Raw genomic sequence first — 15,196 nt, forward strand, 5'->3', positions numbered from 1 at the left:
AACAGGAGGAGAGAAAATGAACAAATTCAACATCGGAAGACGCACATTCGTTAAGGGGGCGGCAGCCCTGACCGCCGGGGCCGCATTCGCGCCTGCGCTACCTGCTTGGGCCGCCAAGGAAATTGTCATGGCCACATGGGGCGGCGATTATTCCCGCCTGCTCACCGAAATTGTCCAGCCTCTCGCCTTGAATGCCGATGGCGTCTCGGTCGTGTTTGATACCGGCAATACCAGTGCGCGCAAGACCAAGGTGATCGCCCAGGCGTCTCGCCCGACCAATTCACTGGATGTCATCAGCTTTGGCGAATCCGACATGCATCAACTGCATGAAAAGGACTGCCTGGCCCCGCTCACATCGGCTGACGTCCCGCTGCTCGACAGTATCTTCCCGCAATTCGAGACCGGCTATTCCATCCCGCATATCTATAGCGGCATGGTCATTGTTTATAACAAGGACACCGTTGCGGCGCCAAAATCCTACAAGGATCTGTGGAACAAGGAATATGAGGGCAAGATCGGTCTCGCCAATATTCTCTTTGGTCAGGCAATTGTCGCTTCCGCCCTCGCCCATGGTGGCAGTAATGAAAATTTTGACCCCGGATATGAGCCGCTTCTGGAGCTGAAAAAGTCGGGAGTCAAAATCCTGCCCTCGAACGAGGCTGTCGCCAATGCCTTCAAGAGCGGGGAAATTTCTGTCTCTCTGATGTGGCGCGCCCGCGCTTATCAGTGGCAGCAGATGGGCCTACCCCTGGCCTTTTCGGTCCCGAGTGAAGGCGCCTTGCCTGTCGTTTTTGAAGCCGCAATGACCAAAAACGCCGCCAATCCGGACGCCGCGAAGGTTTTCCTCAATGCCATGCTGGATCCGAAAGCGCAGGCCGGATTTGCAGCCAATATGGGCTATGTTCCGACAGTAAAGGGCGCGGAGCTGCCTGCTGAACTGATCGAAGCCATCAGCTTCACCGATGCGGAGCGCGAGAATTTCTACAAGTCCAACTATGCCTATGTCGCAGAGCAAGGACCGAAAATGCTCGAATGGTGGAACCAGACCTTCAAGGCCTGANGCAGAAAGNATAATCTGATGTCCAACTCCAATGGCCTGACCCTCACTGCGTCNACGATGCTGATGCCGGCNACGCTCATCATCATCGTGGCGCTGGTCATTCCGACATTGATCCTGCTGCGATACAGCTTCAATGCCTTCGATCCGCTTGAATTGATGGTNGAAGCCTTCACTTGGGAAAATTACGCCCGCTTTTTCAGNGAGCCCTATTTTCAGAAGGTNCTTCTCACCACCCTGACGGTCTCGTTGGAATGCACCATCGTCAGNNTGNTGCTTGGATATCCGGTTGCCTATTTCCTGGCGACGACGAAGTCGCGATTTAAAAGCCTGTTTGTCATCCTGATCATTTTCCCACTNCTNGTNGGGAATGTGGTCAGGGCGGCNGGCTGGATGACGCTGTTCGGCGCCAAAGGNTTTATCAATGTGGTGCTGATGCATCTCGGCCTGATNGANGAGCCNATCAAGATGATGTACACCACCTTTTCGGTNTTTGTCGGTATTCTCTGCGTCATTCTCCCTTTCATGATCCTCACCCTGCAGGGGGTGCTGGANAGCATTGATTATTCCCTGACNGAGGCGGCGGAAAATCTTGGCGCAAGCCCGCTNACCGCCTTCCGTCGNGTCATCCTNCCCCTTTCGGTTCCCGGAATCGCAACGGGATGCATCATGGTGTTCATCCTCTGCATGAATGCNTATTCNACGCCGGTACTGCTNGGCGGNCCCAGTTTCGCNATGATGGCNCCNGCGCTTTACGAGCAGGTGACNGCCATGTCCAANTGGCCCTTCGGTGCGGCCCTNGCCTTTATCCTGACACTGGCGACCATTCTCGCAACCCTGGTTTCCAGCCTTTATTTCCGGCGGCGTCTGAAGGCGCTCGCCCTGTGAAAACGNAATGCCATCCTTATCAATAGTNAAAAACAAGACCAGAAAGGACAGAAGATGAGCTTTTTATCCACTGCCGTGTATGATTATCGGNGTAACATGCTGGACAAGATGATGGACGACANNGGGCTGGACGGTGTTGTCCTGTTCGGAGCCGATTTCTTCCAGTTCTTNTCAAACTTCCANGTNGANGTGCAGACATGGGAACGGCCTATCGCACTGNTCATGCCGCGCAAGGGNGAACCGGTTGCCATTATGAATGCGCTCTCNACCCATCATACNGGCTTCGCCACCGAACGCGGNAGCCTGTGGACGAAAAATGTCCGCTTCTATTGTGAATTTCCNCTCGGCCATGGCGACAACCGCGACTCTCGCNGNTTNCTGGAACAGCTTGGCGATACCATCGGAATGCTTGGNCTNGGAAATGGACGCCTCGGGGTTGATACNGGCGCCGGATGGCTCACAAAAGTCGCAGAGACACATAAGGGNCTTTCGGTCGAAACNCTGNCATCNGANTTCCGGCAAATGCGNTGGATCAAGCATGCGGAGGAAATCGCGATCATGAAGGAACTNTGCGCCCTCAGCGANTGGATGCAGGANTTTTATCGTGATGGCATTCGCCCCGGTCGCCTTGTGCACGAACTGGATTACTCCATCGCCACCAAGGCGTTCGAGGAAGCGGCAAACCGNTATCCCGGNGAGAATTTCGAGCTCCGCTTNTTTGCNCTGAGNGGCCCCTCCTCCTCCTCCCCCCATGGGGATACGGGACAGGCTGGCGCNCGCATCAAGGANGGGGACGCTATTGTCAACATCATCATTCCGCGCCTGAATGGCGTGACGATTGAGAATGAGCGGACCTATTTCTGCGGCAANCCCAGNGATATACAGGTTCGNGCCTTCGAGGCTGCGCGCCTCGCCAATCAGGCCGCCATTGACAACCTTGTCGCCGGCAATGCNCTCAGCAATGTGGACNAAGCCCCACGNCANGTGTTTGTNGANCACGGATTTGCCAGCAATATCATGCACCGCACCGGCCATGGAATGGGTTTGATCGGGCATGAGTTCCCCGAAGACATGGCCTTCAATNCCCGTCCNCTCATCGCNAATGAAGTCTATTCGGCGGANCCCGGTATTTATCTTCCCGGCNTCGGCGGCTTCCGTTTTGATGACACGGTTGTTGTCGGCGAANNCGGNCCAATTGTTCTNACCAACGCCCCGAAGGANCTGNCGAGCCAGACAATCCTTTANGGNGTGCAGATAAGGANATANNGCAAACGCANCNTCGGGACNNGCGCTATNTCCGGTTACTTTTATCTGGCAAGTGGTTCCTCCCAACCTTCTTGCTTTGGCGCCCGGCAGGTTTTTCTCATTGTGGCCTGCTGTGCGCGCCTTACTTGACCGGAAGGGGATAGGCTCCCTTCCGGTCTTTTTTCGACGCAACATAACCGCATCAAGCGACCAAAAAAAAGGGCTGCCCATTCGAGCAGCCCATCAAGGGAGGTTCAAAGATTAACCAGCCGTGCGTAACCGGCATAGACGAAGAGCAGTCAACGGACCCTTTACTCAGAACAGCAGCCTGCCGGCATCATATATTCAGCGCCTTACGGACAAGCTTGCTGCGGAATTTTTGGACGAAACCGGGTTTTGATGCAAAGGTCAGTGCATCCAGACTATCGGGGCTGCGTGTCAGGCATTCGTATCCATCGTCGGTCACCAGAACCGTATCAGAATGACGGACGCCCCCGACCCCACTCCGATAGATGCCAGGCTCATTACTGATCACCATATTCTTGGCAAGAACATGCGTGCTGCCCTCGGCGATCCAGGGGGCTTCATGCGCCCCAAGACCAAAACCATGACCTGTGCGATGCAATCTTACCTCGTCCCCGGAAAAGCCCTCTTCAGCCAGAAAACGGTTCACGGAAGCGTCGATATCGTGACAGCTTTGCCCCGGGCGGATCATCGCGAACATCCGGCGACGCGCCTCCTGCATTGCCTTGAAAGCAGCGACCGACCAGCTATCCGGGACGGCGGTGAAAAAGGTGCGCTCCACCTCCGCTGAATAGCCATTCACACGGGTCAGCACCAACGCCACATGCGGCCCTTCCTTCAGCGGATCGGAAAAGGCGGGAATCGAATGGGGCTGCGCACTCCTCGGCGCGGCCCAGGGGGCCATAAGCACACTGGAGTTGACCGGATCATAATCGGAAACGTCACGGATCATCTCCCGTGTAACCTTGCTTGTTTCGGCAAAACCCTCTACCGCAAGGGAGCCATAATAAGCCGCATTCAGCATACGTGACATGGCCCGGTCCGCATAATCAGATGCCCGCCGGATCATGGCGATTTCGGCCGACGATTTAATTAGGCGCAGTTCTTCAATCAACGGAGCTGTTTTCGGTTTCAAGATCCGGATCTCTTCATGCACTTCCATGGTGAGTCCCGGCTCCACTCCGATAGCCGTATATCGCTCAACCTGCTGGCGCAGAATTTCCGGCCAACCCCGTCCTGCCGGAGCCGGGTATTCCCAATAGCTGACCGTATTTTCGGCGGTGATATTCGCACCTTTTTCCATATGCGCCTTATCCAGCATCGGGGCGATCAACACCGGCGCACCGTTCGGCTTGACAATCATGAAGAAGGGTCGCTCAAGCGGCTCATATCCCGCCCCCGTGAGGTAATAAATGCTGTCTTTGCAGGAAACGATGAAGATATCGAGCCCCTCACGGGCGATGATCCGCTGTAAGCTGCCAAGACGTGCGGCAAATTCGGATGGCTGTATTTTCGGCATGTCTCTTATTCTCCGCATCTTGGAATAGGTCTACGTCATCCGCCCGCCTGGGTCTTACCAGACATATAATATTTTTGTGCATTTTATCCCGCTAATGTAATTTTTAGGATAATATCCCTTTTCCACATCTATTGGAGGATCTGATATCAGGCGGATACAATTAAGACAGGACGATTTCAGTCGCCTGTTCACACGGCTTGGCGCCGCGGAAATCACTGCCTTTCTGAAAAAAGGGTTAGCCGCGAAGTTCGATGGAAGCTTCCAGTTTCTAAGTGGAGTCCCGGGGGTAATCGGGTGGTATCTTGAGGGCGTGCTGTCTGAAGATATTCTCATCGAAATGCGGATGGCCAGTGGTTTGTCGCTGCAATTCGTTCAATCCATGGACGGGGCACGGCAAATTGACAGGCGTCGTGTGCGACATTTCACCGGGGGAAACTACTATCTTTCCTGTTTCCCGGATGGCGCGTTGCAACACCGGCATTTACGGAAAAACGCGCCTCTCAGATATGTCGGCATTTGGGTTACTCCCGATCTGCTTACCGCACGATATCTTGACCCCGAAGCCATACAGAATAAGGAATTGGATGATTTTCTGGATGGCCACCTTAAAACAACGCTTGATCTGGATGCGCCGCTCTCCGTCCGCATGCAAAACTGTATGGACGACCTCTTTGCGAGTGAATTTGAAGGGCTGCTGCAGCAGGAATTTGTCAAAATTAAAATGAGCGAATTGATCTGCGCCGCCTTGCCTCTCCTGATATCAGATCGTCAGCCTTCCGGTGATAATGTTCGGGCAGCACGGGAGTCGATTAAAATACAGCGGGTCGCCGCGCTGCTGGAAACCCGTCTGGCCGTGCCGCCAAATTGCCGGGCGCTTGCACGAGAGGTATCCATCGGTCACAACCGTCTGGCCGCCCTGTTTACGAATTATTACGGATGCAGCATCCATCAGTATTCAAAGCGATGCCGTATGAAGCAGGCGGAAATCCTGATCCGGAGCGGCAAGCACAGCATGTCCGACATCGCGGCCTGGACCGGATATAATGACCAGTCATCATTCAGCCGCGCTTATCGCGCCTATTTTGGCCACAAACCTTCCGATAGTCGAAAATACAAATGATAAATATTTAAATATTAATTTTAAATAAAAGAGAAATATATCATCACATAAGTAAATAAAACACGTCCTTTCAAAGTCAAATTGACAATAATTAATTTGAAAGGACTGAATATGTCAGACAAACCTGTCGATTTTCCAAAGTATGCCCCCCTCACTGTTGCCGGGCCGGAATATGATGGAGATCCAGAGAAAAATCCATTTAAAGGATCATCTATTGAAAATTACTTTTCAAAGCAATTCGTTCTGGAGTTGAAGCAGAGAAGAAAAGACGTCGGCATTTCAAGTCGCATCGCTTATATGCTCGACTTGGAAAGAGTCGCTATCGGTTTTATAAAAGGTGATGCTGACACACTTAATGCTGTCAGCCCACTCGTCATGAATATCAACCCCATACATCCCTTTCTGGAACCAAGCGGCGCCATTCGGGTTCAGGTTCCCCTACCCCAGAATATGGAGCAGCTTTATATCCTCTGCGAGCAGATTCTCGGCAACAAAACTGTTAATAAAATGCCCAATCTGGATAAATACAAACTAACACCGAAAGGTCTGGCCGACCCCGGATTTCCCTTTCCCTGGGTGGAGATGGAGAAAGAAGAAATCTACCTCAAGAAAGGCCAAAAGCCCTATAAGCGTGGGCTGATGATCTGGGATGATCCAAGCGGATATGCGGGTATCAACCCGGGCATTCGTTTTCCAAACCTGACCCTATTGCTCCTCAGCATCATATTCCAGCAGACCGACGTGGATGCCTATGGCGCACGCGGACGGTATGGAGATGCAACCCTGAAACGTCTGCTCGACGGACATGGCATCCAGTGCAGCGACGAAAAGCCGTCACACCGCATGCTGTCATTAATCTCCTTTGATTGCGAAAGCGGCATGCCCAAGGGATATATCTCCGCCGCGGTATACAAGACAACTGTTCCACTTCAGAGCGGAAAAACAGTTACGGTGGATACAATCTTCAACCACTATGCCTTTGTGCCAAATTGCAGCCCGACCTTCCGGTCAAATCTTAAAATGACGCAGGCGATGTATATTTACATGCTTGGGTATGTTTCCTGCTATATCACGGGTAAACCACTGCTGGATCATTATCTGGTGGCACATTCGGACAAGAGCCCGGCCATCAAGGCGGTTTGCGATGCCGGTAAGTATATCTCGGCGAATAAAGAGATTTATGCCAAAATCGCCGATGATGCCTTTGACGCTATCACTCCGATTGCCTCTCGCGGCAGTACATTTAAGGAGAAAGCCTCCATTGCGGAGTTTCCGCATATCCAGTTTTACGATCAATCCACTGTCCCGCGGGATGATCCGGGCGAGGAAGTCCCTGTCCCGAGTGATCGGTTCTACATCCCTGTGTATAGGGATTACATCAATCTGATTAAAGCAAAAAAGCCGGAAACCAATATGCCCGCCATATTGCTCAACGGTAGCCTGGAAGAAAAGCATCTTCCGGCACTGAGAGAGATTGCTGTGAGATATGGATATAAGGATGAAGCGCCCCTTCTCAAATGGATGCGAACACCTGGCAGCTACAAACCGTTGGGGGCCAGAGTATTGTTGCCGCTCCTTGATGACACGGATACCGTTCCGGACAATTTCCCGATCAATGACAGGAAACAGATTTTCAGGGTTGACCCGACCGGTTTGGACCCGCAACCCAACTCGGAAAGCGGAAAGCTTGAAGATTTCCGGGCGGATATCCTGTACTTCCTGATCAAGGTCGCCAAAGACGGTAACACGGGTAACATTGATTATCCGGGGGCGCTTCCACGCTTGACCGACTTTGCATTTATGGTGACCTATCAAATCCCGGCCGGATATAGCAGTGCAATTGCCTGGGGGACGACCTATGCGACATCGCACCTCATCACGTCGTTCTCACTGCTACAATCGAACAAGATCAAATATCTCGGCAAAACCGCCAGTGATCTTCACAACAGCCTCATAACAGTTGGCGCGTCTGCGATGCAAACTGCCGTCTTTAACCTCATGATAGGTACTTTGGGCGTTGCTCAGGGTGTCGCGGAATATATCCGCAGCAAACCCAAGAAAACAGAGAAAACTCCCAGCAAACTTTAGCATGCGTAAAAGTGGCTGCCGAGCAATCCGGCAGCCACCCCCTCCTGTTACACAACAGGAATCCCTCGCTATCCATCACATAAATAAAAGTCATAAGAACGATGGCTGCCTTTGACTTTCAGCGCCTATTGCGGTAGAAAATACCGGCCTGATTTTTCAACAAACCCGCCTGCCAACACTACCATAAATGGCTACTTCACCTCCGCATATCCCACGCCGCCATCTCCCCTCGCACGCGGTGCTGCGCAGTTTTGAATCCGCCGCCCGGCATCAGAATTTTACGCTTGCGGCAGAAGAATTGCATCTGACCCAAAGCGCCATCAGTCGTCAGGTCAAGGAGCTGGAGGCCTTGATCGGTTTCAGTCTGTTCCGCCGCGTCGGTCGGCAGGTCGTTCTGACGGAAGCCGGGCGAAATTTTGCCAGTGAGCTGGCCGTTGATCTCGAAAATATCCGCCAGACAGTGATGCGCGCCATCTCCGCCGGAGACGTTGGCGCAGCTTTGCGAATTGCCACCCTGCCCACCTTCGCCTGCCGCTGGCTGATCCCCCGCCTGCCTGATTTCGCTGCCCGCCACCCGATGATCGAAATCGGCCTTTATACGCGCCTTAACCCCTTTGATCTGGAACGAGAACATTTTGACCTCGCCATTCATTTCGGCGCCGATGACTGGCCACTCACGGACATGCAGACGCTCTGCTCCGAAACGATGATTCCGGTTGCCGCGCCCGCTTTCGTTGCCGCACAAGAAATTGAAAATGTGGCCGACCTGGCCCGCACGCCGCTTCTGCATATCGACTCCCGGCCGCTGGTCTGGCGGGATTATTTCCGGCAGGCGGGCCTGACGGGGGAGCCACTTCTCGCCGGCAAGTATTTTGACCAGTTTTCCATGATCATTGCGGGCGCCCTATCCTCGCTGGGAGCCGCTCTCGTCCCCAGTTATCTGATCGAGGAGGAACTCGCCGAAGGCAAGCTGATCGCGATCAGTAACGAGCCACTCACTACCCGCAACAGCTATTACCTCGTCACACCACAGGGGCGAACCAATGACAATGTCGAGACATTTATCGAATGGATAAAAAGCTGCGTCGGCAAACAGCTTGAATAGCTTTTTCATTCATTCCTTTTTAGAATGAAACCAGAAGTTTTCATTGCTTTCAAACGCACCGTCTAAAAGACTATAATCGGCATGCGGAAACAGCTTCAGAAATATCGTTTAACAAACTCGGGACAGGAAAGAATACCATGACCATCGCGCACCTCACCGAAGAAATTCTGAACCGTCTGGGGGTTGAAAAATCCGCATATTCCGGAGGGGACATTCGCGTCCAAAGCCCTGTTACGGGCGAGCAGATCGCTGCGGTGAAAGCCCAGAGCGTTTCGGACGTCAACAAAACTATTGCGATGGCAAAATCCGCCTTCAAAAGCTGGCGGACTGTTCCCGCGCCGGAGCGCGGGGAACTTGTCCGCCTGCTGGGAGAAGAACTGCGCAAAGCGAAATCCGATCTCGGCAAGCTGGTCTCCATTGAAGTCGGCAAGGTTCCTTCCGAAGGGGAAGGCGAAGTGCAGGAGATGATTGATATCTGTGATTTTGCCGTCGGCCTTTCGCGGCAGCTTTACGGCCTCACCATTGCAACCGAACGTCCTGGTCACCGGATGATGGAACAATGGCACCCCCTTGGTCCCGTTGGTGTGATCTCCGCGTTCAATTTTCCCGTCGCTGTCTGGTCCTGGAATACGGCGCTTGCCCTTGTCTGCGGCAATCCGGTGATCTGGAAGCCATCGGAAAAGGCGCCGCTGACCGCGCTTGCCTGCATGGCAATCGTGAAACGCGCACTTGATCGTTTCGGCAAAGCACCGGAGGGACTTCTCTCTCTCATAATTGGGGCGAGCGATGTGGGCGATGCGCTGGTTAGCAGCCGCGATGTGCCCCTGATTTCCGCCACTGGATCCACCCGCATGGGCCGGATTGTCGGCCCGAAAGTGGCGGAGCGCTTTGGCCGCAGTATTCTGGAATTGGGCGGCAACAATGCGGGCATCGTCAGCCCAAGCGCCGATCTCGACATGACCCTTCGTGCCGTTGCCTTCGGCGCCATGGGAACGGCGGGTCAGCGCTGCACCACTTTGCGCCGGTTGTTTGTGCACAGCTCAATCTATGACAATCTCGTCCCTGCTCTTCAGAAAGTCTACCGTTCTGTCTCTGTCGGCAATCCGCTCGAAACCCCGTCACTGGTCGGGCCCCTGATTGACAAAGCCGCCTTCGACAACATGCAGATCGCCCTCCAAAAAGCACGTGACACGGGCGCTACAATCACGGGCGGGGAACGCGTGGAGACCGGCCATGCCGATGCCTATTACGTCCGCCCGGCCCTCGTCGAAATGCCCACGCATGAAGGCATTGTGCTAGAGGAAACCTTCGCGCCGATCCTCTATGTGATAAAGTATGACGATCTCGATGACGCCATCGAGATGCAGAATGCGGTTGGAGCCGGGCTTTCTTCCTGCATCTTTACTCTAAATATGCGGGAGGCGGAACAGTTCCTGAGCGCCGCCGGATCGGACTGCGGTATCGCCAATGTGAACATCGCCACCTCGGGCGCGGAAATCGGCGGCGCCTTCGGCGGCGAGAAAGAAACCGGCGGCGGACGGGAAAGCGGATCAGACGCCTGGAAAGGGTATATGCGCCGCGCCACCAACACCGTCAATTATTCAAGCGCCCTGCCCCTCGCGCAAGGGGTCTCCTTTGATATCTGAGACTGCTATGATCTCTTTTCGCAAAAGTAAAAAGCGACAGGACGCGACCTTCGGCAAAGATTCCGGTCGGCCCGTCCGCCCCTTTGAAAAACGCTGAAGACGAGACCTGTGACCATGCCGGACCTGATCAGTGAGAGTTACTGGAAACAAGGGGTAGACAAACCGGCGGGCGATCAGGGTAATCTCCCGACAGAATGCGATGTCGCTATTATCGGCGCCGGGTTTACCGGTCTCACCGCCGCGCTGCATCTTGCCCGTGCGGGTCGATCTGTTACCGTTTTCGAGGCCCATGACATCGGTCATGGCTGCTCCGGACGCTCCGGCGGGATGTGTGGCCCCAGTTTCCACAAGCTTGGCCTTCAGGGGCTGACAAAAAGATACGGAGAGGCGAAAGCCTGGGAAATTCTGCGCGAGAGCCTGGCGTCGCTCGATTTTTTCTTTTCATTTGTCGAAGCCGAAGGCATTGACTGCGATCTGCAACTCGTCGGCCGTTTCCGGGGCGCCGCCACGGCCAGGGAATATAACGCACTTGTCAAAGATTCCACCCTGCTGGCAGACAAAATTGGCCTCAAGTTTCATCCGGTCCCACGCGATATGCAAAAAGCCGAGATCGGGACGGATCTTTATCATGGCGGCGTTGTCTATGAACGGGACGCCGGTCTCAACCCTTACAAACTAGTGACCGGCATCGCCACGCGCGCCATTGTTGCGGGCGCACACGTTTTTGAAAACTGCGCCGTTCTCGGCATTGATCATACGGGCAGCGTCAAGACCCTGCGGACGGTACGCGGGGAAATCCGCGCGAAAACCGTCATTATCGCCACGAATGGCTATACCGGACCGGAATTTCCTTATTTCCGGCGGCGGCTCATCCCGGTGACGGCTGGTGTTGTCGCGACAGAGGATCTCGGAATTAAAAAAATCCGTGAGATATCTCCCAAACTCAGAATGCATGGTGGGACACACCGTCTGGTTTTCTGGTACCGGCCGACGCCGGATGGCAAGCGGATGATATTCGGCGGCCGGGTCATGGACCGCAAGCGACGGCCGGGGCCAGTATCAAATGATCTGATGGTATTGGCACGGCGTGTTTTCCCGCAGCTTGAGGATGCCCGCGCGGAATATTGCTGGCATGGCGATGTCGCCTATACCTTCGATCATGCGCCGCATCTTGGCGAGGCGGACGGGATCCATTACGCCATGGGATATTGCGGGTCCGGCATTACGCGTTCGATTTATTTTGCGCGGCAGCTTAGCCGGAAAATCCTTGGGCAGGCGGATGACACGACCGCCCATGACGATCTGAAGTTCACAACCCTGCCCTTCTATTCCGGCAACCCCTGGTTCATGCCCTTCGTCCTGCGCTGGCATGCGCTGATGGACAAACTAGCTGGTCACTAAGATGATTATGTGTCGCTGTCCCCGAGGTCCCAGTAAAGACCGGCCATGACACCAAGCGCCTCCCGCGCGACGGAGCCAAGCATATGCTCATCCGGCGCATGCTGGGAACAGCCGGGATAGGAATGCGGTACCCAGACTGTCGGCAGGCCCAGCACGTCTGTAAAACAGCCATTTGGCAGCGACCCGGCGAGGTTGGGGAGGAGAACAACCTCCTTCCCCGTTGTTAGTTGTATTGATTTGCAGGCCAGCCGGACCCATGGATTATGCAGCTCCGTCCGGGTGGCGTCCAGATTTCCCTTGCCTTGCGGCACGACCTGCACATTTTGAAATCCATTCGCATCCAGATGGCGGCGTAAATTTCCGTCCCAGTCCTGCATGTCCATGCCCGGGGGGAAGCGCAAACCGCATCGTGCCCAGGCGTGCCCCGGAATGGCGCCGACAGGATGCGCAGGAGTGCCGGTCTCAAACGCCATAACGGCGAAGGAACTCCAGGCGTAAAGCTTTTCCGCCGTGCTTAATCCCGGCTCCCCCCAGTTATCCTCAATCAACGGTTCGCCGAGATTTTCCCCGCCATTAAATGTCAGGCCGGAAAGCACATGGCGCACATCGTCAGGTATTCCGGCCGGCCGCCATCCGGGAACCTGTATGGCGCCGTTTTTGTCAACGATGCAACCAATTGCCTGCGCAAGAACTGTCCCCGCATCGGCAATCACACCGCCCCAATTGCCGGAATGATGCGCACGGTCACGCAGATCGACAACCAGGTCGAAGGATCGATGCCCGCGTGACCCCAGATAGATAGTCGGCTTGTCCGCCTGCTGACGCGGCCCGTCAGAGGCAACAAGGAGATCCGCGCTCAATAATTCTTTCTTCTCAGCGCAAATCTCCAGAAGACCGGGAGAGCCAATTTCCTCGCCGCATTCAATCAGATATTTTGCGTTGAACCCGAGGGCGCCTTTCATCTTCAGGACAATGGCCAGCGCCGCCAGATTTATGGCATGCTGTCCCTTGTTATCCGCCGCGCCCCGGCCATAGAGACGATCCCCGTCCTGCTCCAGAACCCAGGGAGAGCGGGCATCGCGCCATTTGTCTTCCATGCCGAGAACCACATCGCCATGCCCGTAACCCAGTATGGTGAGACAGGCCGGATCCTCGATCCGTTCAGCATAGAGAAAGGGATAGGCCGGATTGACCGGATTATCCAGAATTTGACAGTCAAACCCCATCTCCCGGAATGCAGGGATCAGATTATCATCATAATATGTCAGCATAACCGCATGACGATCCGGATTCTGGCTTTCCGTCATGATGCGGACCTTGCCGGACAAGTCCGTCAAGTAGGCCCCGGAATCATAATAATCAAAGCCACACTGGATGGCGGCGTCACGCGAACACTCCATAACGATACGCATTCCTTTCAAGCGTTTTCAAATTCCGTCGGGATAACCCAGTCCTTGCCCGGCTCCGCCGCGAGGAGGGTTTTGGTGTAGGGATGCTGCGGCGTGCCGAAAACCGCCTCCACCGTGCCCCGTTCGACAATTTCCCCGTCTTTCATAACGATCAGATGATCGCAAATCTGGGCGGCAACACGCAGATCATGGGTGATAAAAACAACGGTCAGGCCAAACTCGTCGCGGATATCCGCCAGAAGTTTCAACACTTCCTTCTGCACGGAGACATCAAGCGCCGAGACAGACTCATCGGCGATCAGGACTTTTGGCTCCATGGCAAGGGCGCGGGCGATACAGATACGCTGCCGCTGGCCGCCGGAAAACTGAACCGGATAACGATCCACGCAGTCGGGATCGAGCCGCACGATTTTCAAAAGCTCGCGCGCTTTTTTCATGGCATCCGCCTTGGGCACACCGAAGTTTCGCGGCCCTTCGGTAATGATACTGCCCACGGTCCGACGCGGATTAAGAGAGCCATAGGGGTCCTGAAAGACAATCTGTACATCCTTGCGATGACGTCGCAATTCCGATGTTTTAAGCGTCGCAAAATCCACATCGCCAATGCGGATTACTCCACTGTCCGGATCAATCAGACGGATCAGGCAGCGGACCAGAGTCGTCTTCCCCGATCCTGATTCCCCGACGATGCCGAAGGTTTCCCCTTCGTTGACTAGGAAACTAACATCCTTGACCGCATGCACCGTCCGCGCCTTCTTGAACATTGTTGCGGGCGTGACAAAGGTTTTGCAGATATTTTCCGCCCGCAGTGTGACCGGCTTGCCAACCCCTCGCGCCTCAACAACGTCGGGCTTGCGGGGCACCGCCAGGATCAGCGACTGGGTATAAGGATGCTTTGGCCGGTTCAGGATTTCGTCTGCACTGCCCTGCTCCACCACCCTGCCGTGCTGCATCACAACAATACGGTCAGCGATTTCGGCGACGACACCGAAATCATGAGTAATAAACAGGATCCCGGCGTTGTGTTTCTTTTTCAACTCCTTGATCAGATTAAGTATTTGCGCCTGTGTCGTCACATCCAGCGCCGTGGTCGGCTCATCGGCGATCAGCAGTTTCGGATCCAGCGCCAGCGCCATGGCGATCATGATCCGCTGCCGCTGTCCGCCGGAAAGCTGATGCGGATAACTGCGGGCAAGCTGCTCCGGATTGGGCAGCCGGACCTCCTCCATCAGATTGAGGATGCGTGCCCGGCGGTCAGCAGCGGGCATATTGCGATGCCGCTGGATGACCTCCTCAATTTGCTCCCCCACCGTATAGCAGGGGTTGAGGGCGGACATCGGCTCCTGAAAGATCATCGCCATCTGGCTGCCGCGCAATCGCCGTCTGTCCCGCTCCGGCAAGGATAGCAGATCACGCCCGCCAAACAGTATCTTCCCCTCGCTCGGCTTCAATATCCGCGGTAGCAATCCCATCATGGAAAAAGAGGTCACCGATTTTCCCGATCCGGATTCGCCCACCACACAGAGCGTTTCCCCCGGGCGAACTTCCAGATTGAGCTTCTCGACAGCATATTGCCTGTCCCCATGGACCGGCAGCGGGATGGAGAGATTTTCTATGCGCAATATCGGTTCGATATCAGTCATATCCGTCTCCTTCTGCAAGTGAAACATGCACCCGATATGATGACCTTCATC

General features: G+C 54.7%; 11 protein-coding genes. 8 read left to right on the forward strand and 3 right to left on the reverse strand.

The annotated features are described in order from the left end of the window. The first annotated feature begins 16 nt into the window (after positions 1–16). The 3 genes from CMN55_RS16120 (at position 17) to CMN55_RS17360 (ending at position 3,340) form a co-directional block, all read left to right on the forward strand. Positions 17–1,060 (forward strand): extracellular solute-binding protein, encoded by a 1,044-nt coding sequence (locus CMN55_RS16120; protein ID WP_293951174.1) that lies wholly within the window; start codon positions 17–19, stop codon positions 1,058–1,060. 156 nt (positions 1,061–1,216) lie between these two features. After that, the gene (locus CMN55_RS16125) at positions 1,217–1,945 is read left to right on the forward strand and encodes an ABC transporter permease (RefSeq protein ID WP_459253676.1); all 729 of its coding nucleotides are present in this window, start codon (positions 1,217–1,219) and stop codon (positions 1,943–1,945) included. A gap of 558 nt (positions 1,946–2,503) precedes the next feature. Then, complete coding sequence (locus CMN55_RS17360) at positions 2,504–3,340, forward strand: M24 family metallopeptidase (protein ID WP_366932095.1); 837 nt, start codon at positions 2,504–2,506, stop codon at positions 3,338–3,340. A 187-nt stretch (positions 3,341–3,527) separates the two neighbouring features. Here CMN55_RS17360 and CMN55_RS16130 read toward each other — a convergent pair whose 3' ends face one another. Then, a complete protein-coding gene (locus tag CMN55_RS16130) occupies positions 3,528–4,733 on the reverse strand; it encodes a M24 family metallopeptidase (protein ID WP_293951177.1) in 1,206 nt (401 codons plus the stop codon). 310 nt (positions 4,734–5,043) lie between these two features. On the opposite strand from CMN55_RS16130, the gene CMN55_RS16135 reads away from it, so the two are divergent. From CMN55_RS16135 to CMN55_RS16155, 5 genes are all read left to right on the forward strand, one after another. Next, a complete protein-coding gene (locus CMN55_RS16135; RefSeq protein ID WP_293951179.1) occupies positions 5,044–5,853 on the forward strand; it encodes a helix-turn-helix domain-containing protein in 810 nt (269 codons plus the stop codon). A gap of 111 nt (positions 5,854–5,964) precedes the next feature. Beyond that, entirely contained in the window at positions 5,965–7,941 is a 1,977-nt protein-coding gene (locus tag CMN55_RS16140) for a hypothetical protein (protein WP_293951181.1), read from the forward strand. A gap of 187 nt (positions 7,942–8,128) precedes the next feature. After that, complete coding sequence (locus tag CMN55_RS16145; RefSeq protein ID WP_293951183.1) at positions 8,129–9,046, forward strand: LysR substrate-binding domain-containing protein; 918 nt, start codon at positions 8,129–8,131, stop codon at positions 9,044–9,046. Positions 9,047–9,183: 137 nt separating this feature from the next. After that, complete coding sequence (amaB, locus tag CMN55_RS16150; protein ID WP_293951184.1) at positions 9,184–10,692, forward strand: L-piperidine-6-carboxylate dehydrogenase; 1,509 nt, start codon at positions 9,184–9,186, stop codon at positions 10,690–10,692. Between the two features lie 114 nt (positions 10,693–10,806). Beyond that, on the forward strand, positions 10,807–12,093 hold the full coding sequence (locus CMN55_RS16155; protein WP_293951186.1) for an NAD(P)/FAD-dependent oxidoreductase: 1,287 nt from the start codon (positions 10,807–10,809) through the stop codon (positions 12,091–12,093). Between the two features lie 5 nt (positions 12,094–12,098). On the opposite strand, the gene CMN55_RS16160 is transcribed toward CMN55_RS16155, so the two are convergent. Both CMN55_RS16160 and CMN55_RS16165 read right to left on the reverse strand, forming a co-directional pair. After that, entirely contained in the window at positions 12,099–13,493 is a 1,395-nt protein-coding gene (locus CMN55_RS16160) for a M20 family metallopeptidase (RefSeq protein WP_293951188.1), read from the reverse strand. A gap of 17 nt (positions 13,494–13,510) precedes the next feature. After that, positions 13,511–15,145: an ABC transporter ATP-binding protein gene (locus tag CMN55_RS16165; protein ID WP_293951190.1), complete on the reverse strand. Its 1,635-nt coding sequence runs from the start codon at positions 15,143–15,145 to the stop codon at positions 13,511–13,513. Between the last annotated feature and the right edge of the window lie 51 nt (positions 15,146–15,196).

The sequence above is a fragment of the Sneathiella sp. genome (assembly GCF_002694385.1).
In the GTDB taxonomy this organism is placed as follows: domain Bacteria; phylum Pseudomonadota; class Alphaproteobacteria; order Sneathiellales; family Sneathiellaceae; genus Sneathiella.